14 protein-coding genes are annotated in these 21,891 nt (G+C 45.3%); 7 read left to right on the top strand and 7 right to left on the bottom strand.

Annotated features, from left to right (window positions below; translation table 11 throughout):
• Positions 1 to 5 precede the first annotated feature (5 nt).
• Entirely contained in the window at positions 6 to 707 is a 702-nt protein-coding gene (locus MD536_RS07175; RefSeq protein WP_239597131.1) for a DUF4197 domain-containing protein, read from the top strand.
• Positions 708 to 710: 3 nt separating this feature from the next.
• Here the strand turns inward: MD536_RS07175 and MD536_RS07170 are convergent, their stop codons facing one another.
• Complete coding sequence (locus MD536_RS07170) at positions 711 to 2,609, bottom strand: AAA domain-containing protein (RefSeq protein ID WP_239597130.1); 1,899 nt, start codon at positions 2,607 to 2,609, stop codon at positions 711 to 713.
• A gap of 94 nt (positions 2,610 to 2,703) precedes the next feature.
• On the opposite strand from MD536_RS07170, the gene MD536_RS07165 reads away from it, so the two are divergent.
• The gene (locus MD536_RS07165) at positions 2,704 to 7,635 is read left to right on the top strand and encodes a PKD domain-containing protein (RefSeq protein WP_239597128.1); all 4,932 of its coding nucleotides are present in this window, start codon (positions 2,704 to 2,706) and stop codon (positions 7,633 to 7,635) included.
• Here the strand turns inward: MD536_RS07165 and MD536_RS07160 are convergent.
• Positions 7,597 to 8,310, bottom strand: a complete 714-nt coding sequence (locus MD536_RS07160) for a lytic transglycosylase domain-containing protein (RefSeq protein ID WP_239597126.1) — start codon at positions 8,308 to 8,310, stop codon at positions 7,597 to 7,599. The genes MD536_RS07165 and MD536_RS07160 overlap by 39 nt on opposite strands.
• A gap of 339 nt (positions 8,311 to 8,649) precedes the next feature.
• Here MD536_RS07160 and MD536_RS07155 point away from each other — a divergent pair, with 339 nt between their 5' ends.
• The 3 genes from MD536_RS07155 to MD536_RS07145 are packed head-to-tail and all read left to right on the top strand — an operon-like array spanning position 8,650 to position 10,726.
• A complete protein-coding gene (locus MD536_RS07155; protein ID WP_239597125.1) occupies positions 8,650 to 9,549 on the top strand; it encodes an EamA family transporter in 900 nt (299 codons plus the stop codon).
• A gap of 42 nt (positions 9,550 to 9,591) precedes the next feature.
• Entirely contained in the window at positions 9,592 to 10,365 is a 774-nt protein-coding gene (locus MD536_RS07150; RefSeq protein WP_239597123.1) for a HipA family kinase, read from the top strand.
• Complete coding sequence (locus MD536_RS07145) at positions 10,343 to 10,726, top strand: DUF3037 domain-containing protein (RefSeq protein WP_239597122.1); 384 nt, start codon at positions 10,343 to 10,345, stop codon at positions 10,724 to 10,726. The genes MD536_RS07150 and MD536_RS07145 overlap by 23 nt, the downstream gene beginning before the upstream one ends.
• Before the next feature lie 3 nt (positions 10,727 to 10,729).
• Here MD536_RS07145 and MD536_RS07140 read toward each other — a convergent pair whose 3' ends face one another.
• The 4 genes from MD536_RS07140 to MD536_RS07125 are packed head-to-tail and all read right to left on the bottom strand — an operon-like array spanning position 10,730 to position 16,294.
• The gene (locus tag MD536_RS07140) at positions 10,730 to 11,974 is read right to left on the bottom strand and encodes a glutamate-5-semialdehyde dehydrogenase (RefSeq protein WP_239597120.1); all 1,245 of its coding nucleotides are present in this window, start codon (positions 11,972 to 11,974) and stop codon (positions 10,730 to 10,732) included.
• A gap of 2 nt (positions 11,975 to 11,976) precedes the next feature.
• Positions 11,977 to 13,017, bottom strand: a complete 1,041-nt coding sequence (proB, locus tag MD536_RS07135) for a glutamate 5-kinase (RefSeq protein WP_239597119.1) — start codon at positions 13,015 to 13,017, stop codon at positions 11,977 to 11,979.
• Positions 13,018 to 13,055: 38 nt separating this feature from the next.
• Positions 13,056 to 15,587 (bottom strand): ABC transporter permease, encoded by a 2,532-nt coding sequence (locus MD536_RS07130; protein ID WP_239597117.1) that lies wholly within the window; start codon positions 15,585 to 15,587, stop codon positions 13,056 to 13,058.
• Positions 15,584 to 16,294 carry an ABC transporter ATP-binding protein gene (locus MD536_RS07125; protein ID WP_239597115.1) on the bottom strand — a complete coding sequence of 237 codons (711 nt, stop codon included), beginning with the start codon at positions 16,292 to 16,294 and terminating at the stop codon, positions 15,584 to 15,586. Before MD536_RS07125 ends, MD536_RS07130 begins: the two co-directional genes overlap by 4 nt.
• 21 nt (positions 16,295 to 16,315) lie before the next feature.
• On the opposite strand from MD536_RS07125, the gene MD536_RS07120 reads away from it, so the two are divergent.
• Entirely contained in the window at positions 16,316 to 17,014 is a 699-nt protein-coding gene (locus tag MD536_RS07120; protein WP_239597114.1) for an arylesterase, read from the top strand.
• Here the strand turns inward: MD536_RS07120 and MD536_RS07115 are convergent.
• Positions 17,000 to 17,206, bottom strand: a complete 207-nt coding sequence (locus MD536_RS07115; protein ID WP_239597112.1) for a hypothetical protein — start codon at positions 17,204 to 17,206, stop codon at positions 17,000 to 17,002. The two genes, MD536_RS07120 and MD536_RS07115, sit on opposite strands and share 15 nt — an antisense overlap.
• Before the next feature lie 127 nt (positions 17,207 to 17,333).
• Here MD536_RS07115 and MD536_RS07110 point away from each other — a divergent pair, with 127 nt between their 5' ends.
• Positions 17,334 to 21,884: a PAS domain S-box protein gene (locus tag MD536_RS07110; RefSeq protein ID WP_239597111.1), complete on the top strand. Its 4,551-nt coding sequence runs from the start codon at positions 17,334 to 17,336 to the stop codon at positions 21,882 to 21,884.
• Positions 21,885 to 21,891: the final 7 nt, after the last annotated feature.

Raw genomic sequence — 21,891 nt, 5'->3', positions numbered from 1 at the left:
ACAAAATGAAAAAGATAGTACTGGCAGCATTTATGGTATGGGTAGTAGGAGCAGGGTGTGAAAGCACTCAACAGATTTTGAGTGGATTGCCTACTGGTAATGAAACCAATACGACCCAGATTGCTGCCGGATTAAAAGAAGCTTTAAGCGTTGGCGCAGCCAATAGTACCAGTCGCCTTAGTGCAGTAAATGGATTTTTCTCCAATGCTGCATTGAAAATCCTGATGCCGCCCGAAGCACAGAAAGTGGAATCTACCTTGCGGAGTATCGGTTTGGGTTCTGTTGTAGATAAAGCCATCCAGTCCATGAACAGGGGGGCGGAGGAAGCATCCAAATCTGCTCTTCCCATTTTTAAAAATGCTATCCAGCAAATGACTATTAACGATGCAGTCGGTATTTTAAAAGGTGGGGATTTTGCGGCTACGAATTATTTTAAAGAGAAAACCAATCTGGCCTTAACGGAAGCCTTTCGCCCTGTTATTGAATCCTCTTTGAAGCAGGTGGATGCTACCAAATACTGGAACGATGTGTTTTCTGCTTACAATAAAGTTTCCCGTACACCCGTCAATACCGACTTAACGGCCTACGTAACCGAGAAAGCGATTGCAGGTATTTTTCATGAACTGGCGTTGGAGGAGCAGAAAATCCGGAAGGATCCTGCTGCACGCGTTACCGAATTATTAAAAAAGGTATTCGCGCAGCAATAAGGGTTACATATACTCCCAGGCACTTTGGTAGGCATAACGTTGTTCAGCCAGTTCAATAAGTTCGCTGTAAAAGGCATGTTGGGCGAGGGTGCTGCTATCGCCAATGATGACCAGCTTTTTCTTTGCTCTTGTCATAGCCACATTCATGCGTCGTATTTCAGAAAGAAACCCAATCCGGCTGTCTGGATTGGAGCGGGTCATACTGATGAGGATAATATCGCGTTCCTGCCCTTGGAAGCTATCCACGGTATTGATGGATAGTTGCTGAATAAAAGGAACTGAACCTGCATTTTCAACTGCCTGCCGGATGGCTTCCAATTGTTCTTTATAAGGCGCAATGATCCCGATACTGAGGTCTTTGGCAGGTATGCCGGCATCCGTTACTTCCTTCCAGTACCGGGTGAAATAGTTTACCAGGAAGGTTGCCTCTTCCGGGTTGCTGGTACTGGTGCCTACCTGTTTCTCTTCAAAACCGCAACCGGCTGTATCAATAAAAAGAAAAGGAGCATCGGCCGGAAATATGGTATGGTTTGCCACAAGCGCATCCGCCAACAATTTACCTTCATAAAATTTCCGGTTTGAGAATTCCATGATACCGGCATTCATCCGGTATTGAGTTGTTAACATGGTAACGGTCTCGGGCAACCGCTGTACCAGTTTTTCAAAGAGTGACGTGGCGAGTCCGGCTGCTGCCGCTCCCTGGCTTTTTACGGTTGGTGCCAGTTGCTGATGATCCCCTGCCAGAACCAGTTTTCTGGTTTTCAGTATTGGAATCCAGGCTGCGGGTTCCAGTGCCTGAGTAGCTTCATCCATTATTACTGCAGCATACCGAAGGTCGGTGATGGTGTAATGAGCGGCACCAACCAGCGTGGCTGTTATCACCTGGGATTTTTCAATGATATCGCGGGTCATGTATTCCATGGTGTTATCCACTTCCTTCATGATGGCCCGGGCTTCTTTAAATAATGCTTTTCGTTGTTCCCATTCTACTTTGCCGAAACTCCGTTTATACTTATGCGCCATGGTTCGGTATTCATCCGCCTGTTTTTTCATTCGCCGGATTTCTTTCATGCGGGGATGAATTGACAGTTTTTCATCCAGTGTCAGTGCCTGCAATTTTTCTGATACTCTAACGGGATTGCCTATTCGAAGAACAGAGCATCCGGCATCTGCAGCTTTCTCGCTTAACAGATCAACCGCTGCATTGCTGGGCGCAACCACCAGCAGCGGGCCCTTTTCAGTTTGGCAGAGTGTTTTAATGGCTTCAATCAGGGTAGTGGTTTTGCCAGTGCCAGGCGGACCATGAACAATGGCCAGGTCCTGGGCATCTATAATCTTCCGTACAGCCGCCTGCTGGCTTTCATTCAGCGCAGCACTGGTGAAACTGGATGGTTCTCTTCTCCAGGCGGGAGTTTCTTCTCCTGTCAGAATCCGGATCAGTCTGCCTTCTTCCTTTTTGTCTTTTAAGGAATCTGCCAGCTGAAGTGCTTTTCGCATTTCCTCGTAGCTGTTATCGTCAAATGCCAGGTCAATACCCAGTTTACCATCATCTGCCCAATCGGGAAGTTCTTCGGTGCGAAAATTGATTTTCAGTGTATTACCCGAAACATGTGTAATAATGCCTTCCAGCCGGTTGGAATCTGGATGGTGTTGAGAGAAGAGGGTAGCAGCTCCCCCAAAACGGAATAAATGGGAGATTTCGGTATGTGTGGTGCGTTCAAACTGCACGGTAAGGTAATCTCCTTTACCCAATTCGGTATCTCTTATGGCCACAGGATACCAGCTGTATCCGTTGGCTCTTCGATCCTGAACAGAACTGCGGCGAACCTGTTCATCAAAGTTTAGCTTGTCTTCCTGCCATTCCTGTTTTAGTGCCAGGGCCAGTTGCCTGAAATAATCCATTGGGCAAAATAATGAAAAAATAACCTGTATAAGCGCTTGTCTTTCTTGCTCTATCAGGTTATATTGCAGTAAACCTGCCCCAGAACTAACTTGCATGGATTCCCCGCGACCTAAACTTCCTATTGTTATAGGATTGGCATTTTTGCTGATTCTTTTCAAGCTTCCGGCATACAGTCAGTTAAAGGCGGATTTTACCATTGATAAACCAGGAGGATGTGCACCTCATGCCGTTGGTTTTACCAATACCTCCACCGGTACTACTTCATCCACCACCTATTCCTGGACCTTTGGAAATGGGAACAGTTCCACACTGAAAAATCCAGGTGCCACGTACAATGAAGAAAAAATTTATACGGTAACACTGACTGCCCGTGACGGAAACCAGACTTCCACCAAAACATTGGAATTGACCGTATACAAAAAGCCCGAAGTTAATTTTGAAGCAAATGTTCTAAAAGGTTGTGCTCCGTTCCCTGTTGAGCTAACCAGTAATTCCACAGCCGGAGATGGTACGATTACCAGTTATTTCTGGGATTTTGGAGATGGTGGTTTGCAGCAGGGAGCAACTCTTCAAAAAGTAACCCATACTTACCAGTCGGCACAGAAAGCTTCTGTTAGTCTTACTGTAACGAATAGTTTTGGTTGTTTTCGTACGCTTGAAAAAACGGCCCTTGTTGAAATTCTGGAACCCATTTCTGCCGCATTTAATGTGCCTGAAGCGTCTGTTTGTAAAGAGTCGGATCCGGTTTCATTCATCAATACAAGCAACGGTCCGGGTACGCTTACCTATAGCTGGGATTTTGGAGATGGGGCTGGCTCAACTACCGGATCTCCGACCCATACCTACGGCAAAAAGGGACAATTTAAAGCACAGTTGACGGTAAAAAATGAGCTGGGATGTTCAGCTACCAGTGCTCCCGTTACGATCCGGGTTGCAGACTTCACAGCCGATTTTAAACTTCCGGATCTGATATGTAACAGTAGCGTGATTGAATTACAGAATACGAGCAGTCCAACTCCTGATTATGTAAGCTGGTCAGCAGATGATGGAAGCGCTGCCTATTCAACAGGAAATTCACCTGTACAGTTTGTATTCAATCAGTCCGGTACACGGAAACTGTCCATGACAGCCAATTTTGGAGCCTGTTCCCAAACGGTAACCAAAGAGGTGGAAGTGAAAACCGGTCCCGATTTACAAGGTTTTGTGGTGGATTTTGGTTCTGCCTGCGGAGCTCCGGCAACAGTACGTTTCAAAGACACTTCTGCAACTGCTGTTAAATGGAGATGGGCAGTGGACAATGGTAATTCATTTTCAACAACAAAAGAAGGGTCGTATACTTTTACAAGCAATCGCTCCTACCTGATCGGCTTGCAGGTTGAAAATGCCTCGGGGTGTGTGTCAACGGTTCAACGGTATATTGATATTTACAAACCTAGTGTTTCAATAAATCTGTTATCCGGTGCCTTGTCAGGTTGTATCAATCTGACAAATAAATTTGGTACTAATTCATCAGAGGAAATTGATACATATGCATGGGATTTCGGCGATGGTGGCAGTTCTACGGATGCGGAACCAACTCATACCTTTACCAAAGAAGGAGTGTTCACTGTAAAACTGAACTTCACTACTAAATCGGGTTGCAAAGGAACTGAAACCATTCAAGTTCTGATCAACCGGCAACCAACAGCTGATTTTACTACCGACACGTTAATTATCTGCGGAAATTCACCGGTAGAATTTGAAAACTTGACTACGGGTACCGTTACCCGTTATATCTGGGATTTTGGTGGAGACTGGGGTCCAACTTCGTTTAATGGAAGCAATGCCATTCACCAGTTTCAAACGGAAGGTATTTATTCTATTCAATTAATTGCTGTCAATGGAAACTGTGCAGATACCATTCGGAAAGAAAATTACATCGAAATTAAAAAGGGTTTCCCTGATATCAGCTTTTTCACCAATAGTTGTGAGAATACAAGAGGAGAAGTTACCCTCTATCAAAATAGCCGGGATGCTGAAACCTATACCTGGGATTTTGGAGATGGTTCGGCACCGGTTCAATGGACATCCGGCCAGGAATCAATCCGTCATACCTATACAAAAACGGGTGCATATAAAGTACGGCTTACGATCACCAATGGCAGTTGTACGGTGAGTGATTCAGTGGAAACAGCGGTGCTATTGAAACAGCAGCCGGTTTTGAGTTCAGTTACCAAAGAACTTTGTTCCAACGACGCAATTGATATTAAAATAGACGGATTGGAAGGCAACCCCCGGCCATCTACCTGGAGTAATAGTTCGCACTACCTGATTGTGGAAGGACAATACCAGGATGGCAGCCGCCTGGAGGGATTTAGTGAGCAACTGGTTCCTAACTGGACTACTGTTTACAGTGCCAGGTATCGCAACCTGGATCCGGCTAAAAAAGGAATCAAAATGATCCTTCAATCGCATTTCTTCGGATGTTATGATACCACCAATTTATTGCCACTGGTGATAAAAGGCCCCATTGCTGACTTTGAAATGGCGAAGGATTTTTATTGTTTCAAAGATTCGGTTCAGTTGGTAGATCGATCTGTTGGGCAAAACAATGTTCCAATTGTGAAATGGGAATGGACGTTAGGTGATGGTCAGTCAATTACCCGTAACAATGCGGATCCGGTTAAACATCTCTATGAAAATCCCCAACCTTATTATGCACGCCTGAAAGTTACGGATGCAGAGGGTTGCTTTCATGTTACGGGTGAGTATGCGAAACAGGTGCTGGTGTATGGCCCGAAAGCAAGTTTTGATTTCAGTCCGCAGCGGGTAATTCCTCAAAACACCGTAAGCTTTTTCAGTACCTCCAATTTGTATCCATACAATCCGATGGATTATCGGTGGCGCTTCCAGGATGGTTCTATCAACCAGGGGGCATTTGTCAGCAAATATTACCCCCGTGTTACCAATGATACCGTACGAATGATCGCGCGCGACCTGATAACCGGTTGCCGTGATACAGCCTACAAAGTAGTTGTCGTAAAAGACGTTTCCGCCGGATTTACCTATACTACCTCCTATATTAATAACAATAGTTGTCCACCTGTAGTAGCCAGCTTTATCAATACCTCCGACAACTACCAATATATACGCTGGGATTTCGGGAATGGCAGAAGTGCCGGTAATCAGAACAATGTATCCAGTACCTATGAGTTGCCGGGCGTTTATACGGTAACCTTGTATGCATACGGATTTAATAATTCAGTAGACTCACTAAAAGTACCTATTGAGATCAAAGGGCCTTATGCGATTTTATCTGCCGATACCATTTTCGGATGCCAGGATCTTTCTGTTCAACTGAGTGCCGTTGTAAGAAATGCCAGTTCTTTTACCTGGGATTTTGGTGATGGTACACTCCTGCAAACCACCGATACATTCGCCGTGCATAGGTATTTAAGTCCGGGTATTTATCAGCCTGCTCTCATTATGAAAGATTCATCCGGTTGTGCCGGAACATCCCGGATTGATGATAAAATAATTATTGATCAGCTTAAAACAACCGCAAAAGCGGAGCCAGCCCTGGTATGTGATTCCGGATTTGTTCAGTTGGATCCGACAACCATCAGCCTCGCAGCAACAGAACTTGGATTACCGTTAACCTACCGCTGGCAATCTGGAAATGGTCAGAGCAGCAATACCGAAAAACCTTCTTTTTATTTAAATCGACCCGGAGAATATATCGCAACAATTGAAATCGTTTCGCCTTTTGGCTGCATAGCCAACTCTGAAGTGGATATCAAAGTCAACAGGGTGACACAGGCCTCAATTGCAGGTCCGCAGGCAGTATGCGAAAATGCGGACGTTACCTTTACCGGTAGTGCCGACAGGGAAGGGGATCTGGAATGGTTATGGTCACTTGGAAATGGAGCGATAGCATCGCAACCCACACCCGGAATCATTCGGTATGAAAGGGCAGGCAATTATCCTGTTCAATTGATTGTTGCGCATAATGGTTGCCGTGATATTGTCAACTGGAATTTAACGGTGCATCCGAATCCGGTACCCGGACTAACACCAAAGGATCCCGTTTTGTGTTTGGGTAATAGTGTGCAGTTGTCTGTACGGGATGGGGTTCAGTACCAATGGAAACCTGCTCAAGGGATAGCCAACCTCAACATTCCTAATCCATTTATATCGCCTACCGTAAGTGCGAGCTATCATGCTACTGTAATAAATCAGTTTGGATGTGTAAGTATGGATTCAACTACTGTTACAGTAGCACAGCCGATACAGTTGCAGGTCGCAGCCGATACAGCTGTTTGTCGGGGATTTTCTGTTAACCTTCCGGTAAGTGGTGCCTCCAGTTATCAATGGATAAGTGGAGAAGGCTTGAATTCATCCACCAGTCCGAATCCAATTGCAAGTCCGGTTACGGATACTCGTTATAGAGTAGTTGGATATGATGCTTACAATTGCTTCACAGATACTGCTGAAGTATTGGTCTTGGTAAGGGAACTACCAACTGTAGAAGCTGGTAATGATATCCGCCTTGCAACCGGTGAGCAGGTACAGTTAAAACCAACCTATAGTGCTGATGTGGTTAGTTATAATTGGTCGCCCCGCTGGTTTGTAAGTTGCGCCACCTGTCCGGAGCCACTTGCATTTCCGAGAGATAATGCCCCAATCACGATTACTGTACAGAACCAATATGGTTGTGTAGCTACTGATGCCGTAGGGTTCCGGCTGGAATGTGCTGAGAACGTTTCCATTCCCAATGCCTTCACTCCCAATAACGATGGTAAAAACGACCGGTTTAACCTGATGGGTAAGGGAATCCGGGAGGTTAAAAGCCTTCGGATTTACAGCCGTTTAGGTGATGTAATCTTTGAGCGAGAAAATTTCCAGATCGGTGAACGACAGGCGGGATGGGATGGTACCATTACCGGCAACCCCGCAGCAGCAGGAACTTATGTTTATTTTGCTGAATTCATCTGCGATACCGGTGAATTATTTACTCGCAAGGGTACCATCATAGTAGTCCGCTAAGGTTGATTTACCTTCAAAAAATACCTGGGTAGCCATCAGTTTTTTGACATGATGTCTTGTTTCTTTCGGGAGGTATTGTTGAAGATCCCAATAGTTATTAGAGCCGGCTTTTTTAATGGCTTTAAAAACGGGGCCGGGGCCGCAGTTGTAAGCAGCAATAGCGAGTGACCAGTCGTTAAAGGTTCTGTATAAATCGCGCAGATATAGGGCAGCTGCTTTTGTGCTTTTCTGCAGGTGTAAACGTTCGTCAACTATTGAATCAACACGAAGGCCAAGATCCATTGCAGTTGATGGCATTAGCTGCCAAACACCAAGCGCTCCAACTCTTGATGTAGCGGAACTTTTCATTTCCGATTCAACAATGGCAAGGTATTTTAATTCTCCGGGTAGTTTATAAGATGTAAAAATCTTATCAATTAATTTGAGCTTTGCTTTTTCTGTTTTTTGAATTTTAGTGAAAAGCTCCGACTGCATTTTATTATACTTGCTAATGTACAGTTGCAGTCCATAATGATAAGAATAGGTTTCTGGTACAAAAACATTGAAAGCGCTTAAGCTGCGGGTTGCTGCTTCTGCCTGTACATTTCGCGAACGCATGGAATTGCGGGCGGATGCACTGATGAACACGAACAAAAAAAGAACCAAAATGAGTTTCAGCGATTGAGATCTTAACATACGGGTACATTAAAGATGAACAATGCCGACCCAGGCTTATGGATAATAATAATCAGAACTGGAAAATCACAGGAAGATTGGATGAATTAATCAGGAAACCGGGGGGCGGACGAGTTTAGGTTTTTCAATTGTCCGGGTGCCTGATCAAATAAGATGGTGCAAAAATAATGCACAGCTTCCTGCATTGCAAGGTTTAAGTACGAAGGGAAACTACGATGCGTAATAAAAGACTCCTGTATAACTTATGTATTTTCATTGTAATCAATCAATTAGACATGTGTATAGCTGTGGATAAGTTAATTGTTAAAATGTAGTATCATTACGCTTTAATTCATTCCATTGCCTGTAAAAGTAATTTTAGCATTTGCGGCTGTTTACCTTATATGGGGTTCTACCTACCTCGCTGCACAGTTTGGGTTGGCAACTATTCCACCTTACCTGATGGGTTCGATGCGCTTCGCAATAGCGGGACTAATCCTGCTTGCGTGGTCTTTTTTTAGTAAAAAACCTATGCCCGGGAAAAGAGCCATAATCGTAAACAGTGTCGGTGGTATACTGATGCTGGTTGGTGGTAGTGGTTCGGTTTTATGGTCGCAGCAATACCTGGGTTCAGGATTAGCTGCCATCCTGGTAGCCTCCCTGCCCATCTGGTTTGTTTTACTGGATCGGAAACAATGGCCTTACTATTTTGGCGATAAGCGGGTGATCATGGGTGTTATACTCGGTTTTATAGGCATACTCTTTTTATTCGGAGCGGGCGTAAGAAATGGCTTGCAGGCAGAAAAAGGCTGGATGCAGGTAATCGGGATCGGGGTGATTTTGCTCGGTTGTATAGCCTGGACGATCGGATCCTTGTATGTGAAATATAAAGCGGTTCAAGTAGATGTTGCCACCAGCGCAGGAATTCAGTTATTCTCAGCCGGATTGTTTTCACTATTTCCAAGTTTTCTCACTGGCGAGTGGAATGGTTTCGAATGGAGCCAGGTAAGTACCGGCGGATGGCTGTCCTTATTGTATTTAACCATTCCTGGTTCAGTGATCGCTTTTATGAGTTATATCTATTTGCTGTCTGTTCGTCCGGCTGCACAGGCGGGCACCTATGCGTATGTTAACCCGGTTATCGCAGTATTGCTGGGAGTGATTTTTGCCCATGAAACAGTAAGTGGCTGGCAAGTGCTTGGCCTAATCACCATACTGCTGAGTGTGCTCATGATCAACTGGTCCAATTATAAAAAATAGCGGGTATTTTTGAGCAGTATGACAGGCAGCAATCCATATGAAATGCGAACAATAGCGGTTACCCGTTACGTTACACCCTTGCGTGAAGGAGGATCCTTGCCTGCAATTGCAGAGGGAGATGATGGTTTTTTATACGTGTTGAAATTCAGGGGAGCCGGGCAGGGAACAAAAGCATTGATTGCGGAATTAATTGGTGGAATGATTGCCAAACTATTGGAACTGAAAGTACCGGAGCTGGTATATGCAAACATCGATGAGGCATTTGGAAGAACAGAACCCGATGAAGAGATTCAGGATCTGCTAAAAGCCAGCGTTGGATTGAATATCGGGGTTCATTACTTATCCGGTTCTATCACCTATGATCCGAATGTTATCCAACCAGATCCACAAACCGCTTCCAGGATTGTTTGGATGGATGCCTTCCTGACCAATGTTGATCGTACCTGCAGGAATACCAATATGCTGATGTGGTACAAGGACTTGTGGGTAATTGATCATGGAGCCTGTTTGTATTTCCACCACAGCTGGGACGATTGGGAAGCGCACAGTTTGAAACCTTTTGCTGCGATCAAAGATCATGTGCTTCTGCCGTTTGCCAGTGAATTGGAGGCAGCAGACCAATGGGCAAGAAAAAAGATTAATAAATCCGTGCTTGATGCTATTGTTGAACTCATACCGGATACCTGGTTATTTACAGATTACCAACTGAGCTTTGATGAACAACGGACTGTTTATAAAACCTTTTTGTGGAATCGTTTTACTCATTCATCCATCTTTTTAAACCAGGCGATTGATGCAAGGAAAGCGCTTATTTGAATACGCGGTTTTGCGGGTGGTACCCAGAGTGGAGCGGGAGGAATTCTGCAATATAGGGGTTGTTTTGTATAGCAAAGAAGCCCGGTTTCTGCAATGTAAATTTCATCTGGATGAGCCGCGGTTAAAAGCACTGTTTGCAGCGCTTGATATTGAAGAATTAAAACAGTACCTGGAATCCTTCGAAAGGATCTGCAATGGTAGTAAATATGGAGGTCAAATTGCACAATTGGATCAAGCCAGCCGCTTTCGCTGGTTGACTGCTACCAGAAGTACGATACTACAAAGTTCAAAAGTACATCCGGGATTTTGTGAAGATCCCGGTATGGCGCTGCAAAAACTTTTTGAAGAGCTGGTGCTTTGAATTTTATTTTCGTATCTGTCCATTACCTTCCAAAATCCATTTCTCCGTAACCAGTTTCTCCAAGGCAAAGGGACCGCGGGCATGTAATTTTTGTGTAGAGATTCCAATCTCTGCTCCAAGGCCAAATTCTTCGCCATCTGTAAAACGGGTGGAGGCATTGGAATAGACGGCTGCAGCATCTACTTCGCGAATAAAGCGCGCACATTGTTTTTTGTCTTCCGAAACAATAGCTTCCGAATGTTTGGTGGAATAGGTATCAATATGTTCCAGCGCTTCATCTATTCCATCCACAATTTTAATAGCACATTTCAAACTGAGGAATTCCCTGCCGAAATCTGCTTTGCTTGCTTTACGCAGGAATGGATACCCCTTTAATAGTTTATAAGCTGAAGGGTCAGCAAAAATTTCCACTTCAAAAGCACTGAAGGGTGCCTGCAATTCTTTCAGTACTGCTGGCGCAATAGCTTTATCGAGCAGGATAGCATCGGCAGCATTACAAACGGATGGCCGGGAAGTCTTTGCGTTAACAATGATATCCACCGCTTTTTTAAGATTCGCTTTTTTCTCGACGTACACATGACAAACGCCGGCACCGGTTTCAATTACCGGAACACGGCTATGCTGGCGAACATATTGAATCAGCTGATCCGAGCCACGGGGAATCAGCACATCCAGGTAGTTGGTAGCTTCAAAAAGTTGCTGCACTACTTCCCGGTCGGGTGGCAATAAATTCACAAGCGCTGTAGGTAGTCCGTGTGCTTTTAAAACGGAATGGATGATTTTAACGGCCGCTGCATTGGTTTCCACAGCTTCACTGCTTCCTTTTAATACCGCTGCATTCCGGCTACGAATGCAGAGCGCTGCAATATCAAAGGTGACATTCGGACGGGATTCATAGATCGCACCAACCACTCCCAATGGAACCGCGATTTTTTTTAGATGGATCCCATTGTAGAGGGTTCGTTCTTCCAGGATCCGGCCGGTTGGATCGGGCAGTTTAGCTACTTTTCGCATACTCGCGGCAATGTTTTTGATTCGCTGTTCATTCAACAACAGCCGGTCGTTCCGCGGATTGTCTGTTGGCTGACGGGAAAGATCGCTTGCATTGGCTTTGAGTAAGGCGGATTGTTTTTCTTCCAATGCTTTTGCTAGATCCAGTAGCAGCTTTTGAATGGCTGAATTGGAAAGCGTTTGTAGTGTTCTGGCTGCTTTATGGGTTTTTTGCAGTGAGTTGGTTATGTTGATCATGATTAGTCGTTGAATAGTACAATGTCATCCGCATGTGCTGCAATTATATTTTTGCTGGCACGATGTGTTTCCATGGCGGCTGCATCCAGTTTCGCTTTGGCTACGCCTAAAATTGTGTTATCCTCTTCCATCAATTGAATGACTTCTCCTTCCACAAATTTCCCTTCCACTTTAGTGATGCCAAGGGTGAGTAAGCTTTTCCGGTTCATCAATGCTTTGGCAGCTCCTTTATCTACCGTTATTTTGCCTAGTGTAATCGATCCGCTTGCCAGCCATTTCTGTCGGGCCCGCAGATTGGATTTTTTTGCCAGGAAACTGGTTCCATTTTTTCTGGCGAGTGCATCTTGAAGTGGCTGCTTGCCTTTCAAGCCTCCAATCGTTACCTCAATGCCAAGAGATGCAGCCAGACGGGTAAACGTTAGTTTGGATAACATACCGCCTAAGCCCAGACCGCTTTTATCTTTGGTGATAAACTTCATAACTGATCCGTCAACTTTTTCCACCAATGGGATGATTTTTTTCTGATCGTCTAATACGCCACCAGTAGAGGTGCACAAGATCAGGTGACTGGCATCAAAGCCAATCGCGATAAGTGTGGCCAGTTCATCGTTATCAGAAAATTTTATCTCCACATTGCTAACCAGGTCGTTTTCATTTACAATTGGTACGATATTATTCTCCCAAAAAGTAGTGAAGGTTTGTTTTAATTGCAGGAATTGTACGCGATTGGAAAAGTGAACGCGTTCACAAAGCGCCTGTGCAACATTGATGGAATGCTGTTGAAAATACTTGTGATAGAGTTGTATGAGGATCGGGTTGCCCACAGCAGCAGCAGCCTTTCTTTCCAGTAAACTGCCTTTGTAAGCTTTCAGGTATTTCTTACCACTTCCAACGGCACCGCTGGAAACCAGAACGATATTATAACGCTTGCTCAATGCTGCAATTTCTCCCGCCACTTTTTTAATAATAGCAGTATCTATGGTTCCATCGGCCTTGCTGATCACGGCAGTTCCCAGTTTGATTACGATAACTTCCTTCGACATGCGTCGGTTTTTCTGCAAGATACTACAAAGCGGGCTGCCTAGCTTCCACTATTCAGAATTGAAAGAGGGGGCGCTTTCAAAACACTTCTGCTGTTTAATAGCCCGATCAATACAGTTAATCCGGTGATGGCAACAAAAATCAGCAAGGTTGGCACCAGTGGAGGAATAAAGACAGTATCGAAACTAAATCGCGCCAGCAAGGCCGCTCCAATCAGAGCCAGCACAATGCCGGTGAAAGCGGCCAGAGCTCCTAGGAAAAAATACTCCAGGGCAGTGATCGCAAATACCTGTTTGCTGGTTGCTCCCAGTGTTCTGAGTAAAACCGTTTCCTGCATGCGCTGGTATTTACTGATCAGGATGGATGCAATCAGCACAATGATGCCGGTCACAATACTGAATCCCCCGATAAATTGAATGACGAACCGGATTTTATCCAGTATATCATCCACTACTGTCAGAATGAGATTGAGATCGATTACTGATACAGTTGGAAAGTTTTCGACCAGGGCACGCTGGTACCTGGCTGAATAATCGGCAGACGGTACCCGGGTTACCAGTACATGAAACTTGGGCGCCTGCTCCAGCACTCCTTTCGGAAAGATGACTCTGAAATTCGTTTGTACCCGGTTCCAGTCGACTTGGCGAAGGCTGCCTACTTTGGTACGGATCGGGGCTCCCTGCACATTGAAAACTAATTCATCCCCAAGTGTTACTTTTAATCTTTTCGCATAACCTTCCTCGATAGAAATAAGGATATCATCTGCAGCTCTTGCTGAGTCCTGCAATTTTCCTTCCACAATCGTTTCAGCTTCGGTGAGGGTATCGCGGTAGGTGGCCCGGATTTCGCCGTCAAATGCTCTTCTTGGAATGTCGATGGTAGTATCGGCTTTCAGATCTGCTGCACTGTATCCTTTGATTTCTGACAGGCGCATAGTGATAATCGGTACATCCTGGATTACGGGCAGTTTGAATTCCCGGGTGAGCTGGAAAAGCGAATCTTTCTGGGACGGCTGTATATCAAAAACTACCAGGTTGGGCTGATTTTCGCTGGCAGCCATCTGAACCTTGCCAGTCAGTACTTCCTGGATATAAAAAAGGAGGGCAATAAAACTGGAGCCTAATCCGATAGCCACTACCAGAATCACAGTCTGGTTATTGGGTCTGAACAGGTTCGCGAATCCTTGTCGCCATACATAAGCAAGCCGACCTGGAAAAAAACGTCTGATTCCGTATATCAGCAACCAGGCAGCTCCGGACAATAAAAGAAATGACAAAATCACTCCCAGGGTGAAGCCGGCAGCGGCTCCGGCTGTTCCGATTTGCAGCCAGCTGAAGCCAAAAATGAAAACCAGCACACCAACGCTTACCAGTAAACGCCAGGGATCCTGCCACCAGCGGTTATGCGTAGCCGTTACTCGAAGGGTATTCAGCGGCGATACTTTCCGAACACTCAATAAAGGCCAGAGAGCAAAGAGAAGCGATACCAGGAGTCCAACCAATATACCTTGCCCGATTGCTTTCCAGGAAACCTGCATCGAAATTTCGATTGGCAAAAAATCTTTGAACACAGCAGGAAGCAGGAATTGAATAAGGGTACCCAGGATTGCACCCAGGATGCTTCCTATAAAACCGATCACCAGCATTTGCACCAAAAAAATCAGGAAGGCCTGGCGATTGGTGGCACCCATGCACTTGAGGATGGCAATCGAACTGATTTTTTCTTTCACATAAATATGAATAGCACTGGCAACGCCAATGCAGCCTAGCAGTAAGGCAATAAAACTCACCAGTTTCAGAAATTCATTCAGATCCTCGAAAGCCCTGCCGGTATTGCGTTTGCGGCTCTCAACGGTTTCAATATCCCAGCCGGCATCTTCCAGCCTTGTCTCGATGCGGGGAAGTACATCTTCCGCTACTTTATCGGAATTGAACTTAAAATAGTAGAGGTAATTGATCCGGCTGCCTTTTTGGAGAAGGCCGGTAGCTTCCAGGTCCTGCTTCGGTATCCATACAGCAGGAGCCACTGCAGCTGAGAAGCCGGTTTTACCGGGTGATTGTACTATTTCTCCCAGGATCAGGAAGGTCTTTTCACCAACCCGGATGGAATCTCCCGGTTGGGCATTGAATTGAAGCAGCAGGGTTCTTTCTACCATTGCACCTTCCTGCCTGGTAAAACGTTGGTAGGCATTGGCTGGCCGGGTTTCGATAGCGCCGTAAAATGGAAAGCCTGCACTAACGGCGCGAACCTGTGCGAGACGGGTACCTCCTGATTTGGTGAAATAAATCATGGAGGCAAAATTGTTTTCGGAAGCGGCAGTGCCGGTTTTTCCGAGTGAATCAATCAATTGCTGAACGGTTGCATCGGGCGGTTGGTTGGCATCCAGTGCAAGATCGGCGCCAATCAATGTTTTCGCTTGTGAATCGATATCGCGTTCTAACGTATACCCTAAACCGTAAATCGCCACCAATGCTGCAATGCCCAGAATGATGGAGGAAATGAAGAGCAGTAACCTTGAGCGGTTTCGGCGGCTATCGCGCCAGGCCATTTGAAAAATCCAGGCAGAATTCATGGTCTAACTACCTCCCTGTTGCTTTCGTCTGAAATCAATTTGCCGCCTTTGAGTTTGATAATCCTTCCGGTTTTGGCAGCCAGCTCGAGGTCATGAGTCACCATGACCAGGGTGGTACCTGCTGCTTTATTTAGATTGAATAGCAGAGACTCTACTTTTTCGGAAGTTTCAGCATCGAGGTTGCCGGTAGGTTCATCTGCAAACAGGATTTTCGGCTGGTTGGCAAATGCCCTGGCAATGGAAACCCGCTGTTGTTCACCTCCGGAAAGCTGGGAAGGGTAATGGTGGGTGCGGGAGGCAAGTCCCACCTGGTCCAGTAGTTCCAGTGCGCGCGACCGGATATCCTTTTCCTTTTTCAATTCCATGGGTACCATCACATTTTCCAGTGCGGTAAGGGTGGGCAGGAGTTGAAAATTCTGAAAAACAAAACCGATGTATTTATTGCGGATACCGGCCAGCGCATCTTCTGACTGGTCCTGTAGCTTGATGCCATTGAGTGCCACATGCCCGGAACTGGCCCGGTCTAGCCCTGCACAAAGGCCCAACAGGGTGGTTTTGCCGGAGCCGGATGGGCCAACAATAGCGACCGTTTCGCTGGGTTGAATGGAAAAACTAATATCTTGTAGCACCTGGAGTTGTTGGTTGGCAGAAGGATAGGTTTTGGAAAGACCAACTGCTTCCAGAATGGGGGGTGATGTCAAACTCATTTGGTAAAATAACTGTTTTATATGGCGAATAACAAGGTAAATATGTCAAGGTTGAGAATATTGGGATTAATCCTGCTGGCATCGGGATGGATGGCCTGTGGTGGTGGGGAGCAAAAAAAAGAAGCAAAACAGGAAGGAGCTGCAACCCAAAAAAAGCTTGCGGATAAGAAACTGGTCTTTTTTGGGAATAGTCTGACAGCAGGTTATGGATTGGATCCGGAAGAGGCTTTTCCTGCCTTGACCCAGGTAAAAATTGACTCTTTGAACCTTGGGTATGAAGTAATCAATGCCGGACTGAGCGGCGAAACATCAGCCGGGGGATTGACCCGGATCGACTGGATTCTTCAGCAAAAGCCAGATGTGTTTGTTCTGGAACTGGGGGCAAATGACGGCCTCAGGGGCATACCGGTAGCAGAAACCAGGAAAAATCTACAGGGCATACTGGACAAAGTGAAAGCCGCTAATCCGGAAGTAAAACTGGTGGTGGCAGGAATGATGGTGCCACCGAATATGGGCCCGGAATATGCAAAAGATTTTCAATCCATTTTCCCCGACCTAGCGAAGGCTAATAATGCTACGCTCATACCATTTTTGCTGAACGGGGTGGCCGGTGAACGATCGTTAAACCTGGCAGATGGTATACATCCAACAGCAGAAGGCCACCAAATGGTGGCCAACAGCATTTGGAAGTATTTGCAGCCCTTGTTAGGAAGCCGCTAAACGGGCCTGTAGTCTGGTTTGTCGAACCCGCACCACAGCGTGGAACAGAATCAGAGCGGCGGCGGCAATATACCAGCCCAACCGTTGATCAGCGGGTTTGTTGGAAAAATAGGTGAGGCAGGCGAGGGCGATTCCCCATACCAGCAGGACATGCCGGATCGCTGCGATCAGCAGGGTACGGAAACTTTTCATATACGGATTTTTAGTATTTATTATAACCCCGGAATACTGATTTTATTGTGCAGACCAGTATTTCGTTAAATTTCTACAGCAGAATACGTCATAAATCGCTAGTTTTCTCCGGAATTAACCTATAGCCTTGAATCCTTCGCCTAGTTCATTTCAAACCCAGGTACAGGCTGCCTTATTACGGCAACTGAAAATTGACTACCTGGTAATTGACCGGCAATGCAGGTTGGCAGATTGTTCTCCGCAATCTTCTGTTTTCAGAACCAGTGAAAAAGCAGCAGCAGGTATGCATATAAGTGAGATTCTCCACCCGATATGGGTAGCTGAGCTGGAAGCGGCTATTCCTCTACTTACTGCTGATCTCCCTGAACTGACAATTCAAAATAAGAGATTCATAGTTGGGGATCAGGAATACAGTGGCAAGATGGAGCTATCTGTCATAAAGGAGCTGGATTGTTTTTTGGTTGTAGTAGAACACCGGTCGCAGGAAAAAAATGCCGATACACTAAGAGAGCGAACCCTGCAGACGCTGCTGGAAACCGGAATGGATGCAGTTGCCTTGCTGGGTGAGGATGGAAGCGTCCTATATGTAAGCCCAAATGTTATAAAATTGCTGGGTTATTCAGAACTGGAATGCAGGCGGTTGAATCTGTTTGAATTGCTGCATCCGGAGGATCAGGATAAAGTAAAGGAAACATGGATGAAAATGTTGTCCTCTCCGGGAGAATTGATTAAAGGAGCGGATGCCAGAGTGAAACATAAAAACGGTGATTGGCGATGGCTGGAGGGCAATATGATTAATCTGCTGGAGGATCCGGAGGTCAGAGGAGTGGTAGATGTGTTTCGGGACATAACAGATCGCAAAAAACAGCAGGATGAATTGTTGCGAATGAATACGGTGCTTGCGGAAGCGCAGAACCTGGCACATATTGGATATTGGGAAGTTGATATGCAATTGCAGGAAATGAGTTGGTCCATTGAAACGTATTCAATATGGGGGCTGGATCCTGTTAAAAAGCCAACACTTGACTATTTTTATTCAACCATTCATCCAGACGACAGGGAATCATTTATTTCATTGAATGAGCGATGTTTGAGGGAAGTAGGTAAACTGGATGCCGTTCACCGGATTTTGCTGGAGGATGGAACTATTAAATATGTCCGCGAACGCGGTGCTTTTGAACTGGGTGCTAATGGGGAAGTGCTGAAATTTAAAGGAACCGCACAGGATATAACGGAAGAGGTTAACCGAACAGAATCCATTCGCATTTCCAATGAACGATTAGAATTGGTGAATAAGGCTACATCAGATGCAATCTGGGATTGGGATATGAAAAATAATCATGTCTATTGGGGAGAAGGATTTCATAAACTGTTTGGTTATAATCTAGAGGGAAATTCCGTTTCTCCGGAACTTTGGGAGGAATTGATTCATCCTGATGATAAAGACCGTATTTTATCCGAGTTGGAGATAGTACTTGCCAATAAGGGAATTGATACCTGGATGAGTGAATACCGGTTCAAAAAGGTAAACGGGGAATATACTTTTGTTCAGGATAAGGTATTTTATATCCGGGATGAGAAAGGGGCTCCCATAAGAATGATTGGCGCTATGATGGATATCAGTTCTGTAAAGGAAGCGGAAAAGAAATTACAGGAAGAACGGAATCGACTCAGAGCCATTATTGATAATATCCCTGACTATATTTTCGTAAAAGATCAGGATGGCAAGCATCTCATTTGTAACCAGGCACAACTTGATTTGTTTGGTGTGGATTTGGAAACTTCGGTTTCACAAAAGACTATCAATGATCTGCTGGGAGAAGAAAAGGCCAGCAGTTTCTGGAAAGATGATCAGACAGTATTGCAAACCGGGCAATCCATTTTTAACAAAGAAGAAAAGCTGTTTCCAAAAGACGGTGGTTTGCGTTTTGCGCTTACGACGAAAGTGCCTATTAAAAATGAAACGGGAGAGGTGCTTGGACTGGTAGGCATTTCAAGGGATATAACCAGTATCCGTAAACGTCAGGAGCAGGATCGCTTATTAGCAAGAATTACGGAGGCAATACTGGTAAGTCAGGATATTGAAGTTGCTTTGGAAGAGGTGTTGGCACTTACAGGTACCTATCTGGAGGCCCGGAGCGGAAATGCCTGGCTTTTGAATGAAGGACAATTGAAATTAATGCGAACGGCCAGTTGGGGGATACAGTTGGCTACCGACCGTGAATTATACCTGAATAAACATTACCTGGGTGAATTTTGGAAAAGAGGAGAACCTGCTATCCTGGACGAGGAGCAGTACAGGGTAAGCACCCTGCTCATACCAGTAATTTTCCAGGAGCATACAATCACACTTTTACAATTTTATTATCCTGATCAAAGAAAACCGGACCAGGAGCTACTGGAGTTTTGTGCGGAACTGGGTTCCAAAATGGGAATCGATATCAAAACCAAGAAGAGTGAACTGGAATTGAGTATGTTCTTTACCCATTGTCCGGATCCGCTCTGTATGGCCAGTGCGAATGGTTTTTTCAAGAAAGTTAATCCAGCCTTTATCAGGCTGCTTGGTTTTGAAGAAGGGTTTATTGTATCGAATCCGATTCTTTCCTTTGTTCATCCGGAAGACCTGGCTGCAGCATTGAATGTGCTGGAAGCTGCATTCGCCGGGCAACGCATGGAGGGATTTGAATGCCGTTTCAAAACCGTGAACGAAGAGTGGAAGTGGTTGGCTTGGAGCAGTTCCGAGTTGGTATACGAGGAAGGCGTGGTATTTGCCTATGGTAAGGATATCTCAGAATTAAAAGAAGCCGAGCGCAACCTGGTACAATTCAAAAAAGTGCTCGATAGTTCACAGGAGGGGGTTGCCATTTATACGCCGGCAACCAACAGCAGCTATCTCAATCATGCCCTGCAGGAAATGATGGGGTATAGTCCGGATGATTTTCAAAATCTGGAATCTCCGGCACTTGTTTATGCCAACAGGGAGCAAGGCTGGGAGATGTTTGATACGATACTGGCGGGAGGCTATTTTACAGGTGAAGTACAATTGTTGGGAAAAGATGGCCGAGTACTTGATTTATACCTTAGTGCCGGTCCGATTTTCGATGAAGATGGCAACGTTGAAGCTGTTTATGGGATTCATACCGATATATCGGAGCGAAAAAAATACCTTTTGGAGATACTGGAAGTCAACGAACGGTACAACCTCGTGGCAAAAGCTACCAATGATGCCATATGGGATTGGAACCTGCTCACAAACGAGGTTGTTCGGACAGGCCTTGGGTTAGAAAGTCTATTTGGTTACGATAGTGAAGAAGCCAATAAGGATCGTAGTTTCTGGTTGAAACGGGTACATCCGGAAGATCTTGAAGGAGTGCTGAAAAGAAGAGGTGATGTACTGATGGATCCCCAGGTAAACTATTGGCAGGATGAGTACCGATTCCTAAAAGCAGATGGAAAGTTGGCATATGTACATGACAAAGGATTTATCATCCGCACTGCAGAAGGGAAGGCTATTCGGATGATTGGCGCAACACAGGATATCACGGATCGGAAAGAATTCCTGAATGAAATATTGAGGGTACAGCAAAACCTGGATGCACTGATCAACAATACCGGGGATATGATCTGGTCTTACAATACGCGGATGGAACTGATTGTGGCTAACCATGCATTTTTGGATAGTTATCAGGTTCTCACGGGGATGCCTATTGAAGAAGGAATGCCAATACTGTCAGATGTATTGCCCTATCATATAATTGAACAATGGAAACCGCTCTACGAGCGCTCACTGCTGGGGGAAAGCTTTACAGCAGAACAGGTATACTTCCAGGATTCAGGAAAGGATGAACAGTATTACATGGTTTCGTTTACTCCCATGCGAAATGAAAGGGAAGAGGTAGTTGGAGCAGCCTGTTTTGCAAGAAATATTTCCGAACTCAGAAAAGCGTATCGGAAACTGGAAGAGCTCAACCAGGAACTGCTTGCCAAAGCGGAAGAATTATTCGCTTCTAATGCCGACCTGGAACGATTTGCTTTTATTGCATCCCATGATTTACAGGAACCACTTCGGATGGTATCCAGTTTTTTGCAATTGCTTAAACAACGTTACCATGGTCAGCTCGATAAAAAAGCGGATACCTATATTGAATTTGCTGTGGATGGCGCCAACAGGATGAAAGACCTCATCCACGGGTTACTGGATTACGCCAGGGTTGGCAATACGTCTGCAGATGCTGTACCGGTTGACCTCAACCTGGTGATTCGGGATGTTCAGATCTTACTCAAAACCAAGATTGAAGAATCAAATGCAGTTATCCTTACGGAACATCTGCCCATTATTCCGAGGGCGAACTATACACAGTTGCTGCAATTAATGCAGAATCTGTTGGGCAATGCGTTAAAATACAGGGGAGAAAAGGATCCATTGGTTCAGGTAGGAGTGGAAGATAGTGGAGAAACCTGGACAATCCATGTAAAAGACAATGGAATCGGACTGGACATGCGCTATGCTGATAAGGTTTTCCAGGTATTTCAACGCCTTCATCAGCAAAAAACCTATACCGGAACGGGTATTGGGTTATCTATTTGTAAGCGGATCGTGGAAAAAATGGGAGGGAAAATCTGGGTAGATTCAGAACCCGGGAAAGGAAGCACGTTCTATTTCACAATTGTAAAGTAACTTGTCG

Origin of the sequence: Flavihumibacter cheonanensis, assembly GCF_022352215.1 — a bacterium.
Taxonomy (GTDB): domain Bacteria; phylum Bacteroidota; class Bacteroidia; order Chitinophagales; family Chitinophagaceae; genus Flavihumibacter; species Flavihumibacter cheonanensis.
The sequence above is the reverse complement of the archived record's forward strand: the minus strand, read 5'-3'. Positions and strand labels throughout refer to the sequence as shown.

Bases quoted from the DNA above. Each gene is read 5' to 3' on its own strand.
- MD536_RS07175 (WP_239597131.1), top strand. From the start codon at position 6: ATGAAAAAGATAGTACTGGCAGCATTTATGGTATGGGTAGTAGGAGCA.
- MD536_RS07170 (WP_239597130.1), bottom strand. From the start codon at position 2,609: ATGGATTATTTCAGGCAACTGGCCCTGGCACTAAAACAGGAATGGCAG.
- MD536_RS07165 (WP_239597128.1), top strand. From the start codon at position 2,704: ATGGATTCCCCGCGACCTAAACTTCCTATTGTTATAGGATTGGCATTT.
- MD536_RS07160 (WP_239597126.1), bottom strand. From the start codon at position 8,310: ATGTTAAGATCTCAATCGCTGAAACTCATTTTGGTTCTTTTTTTGTTC.
- MD536_RS07150 (WP_239597123.1), top strand. From the start codon at position 9,592: ATGCGAACAATAGCGGTTACCCGTTACGTTACACCCTTGCGTGAAGGA.
- MD536_RS07145 (WP_239597122.1), top strand. From the start codon at position 10,343: ATGCAAGGAAAGCGCTTATTTGAATACGCGGTTTTGCGGGTGGTACCC.
- MD536_RS07140 (WP_239597120.1), bottom strand. From the start codon at position 11,974: ATGATCAACATAACCAACTCACTGCAAAAAACCCATAAAGCAGCCAGA.
- proB (WP_239597119.1), bottom strand. From the start codon at position 13,017: ATGTCGAAGGAAGTTATCGTAATCAAACTGGGAACTGCCGTGATCAGC.
- MD536_RS07130 (WP_239597117.1), bottom strand. From the start codon at position 15,587: ATGAATTCTGCCTGGATTTTTCAAATGGCCTGGCGCGATAGCCGCCGA.
- MD536_RS07125 (WP_239597115.1), bottom strand. From the start codon at position 16,294: ATGAGTTTGACATCACCCCCCATTCTGGAAGCAGTTGGTCTTTCCAAA.
- MD536_RS07120 (WP_239597114.1), top strand. From the start codon at position 16,316: ATGGCGAATAACAAGGTAAATATGTCAAGGTTGAGAATATTGGGATTA.
- MD536_RS07115 (WP_239597112.1), bottom strand. From the start codon at position 17,206: ATGAAAAGTTTCCGTACCCTGCTGATCGCAGCGATCCGGCATGTCCTG.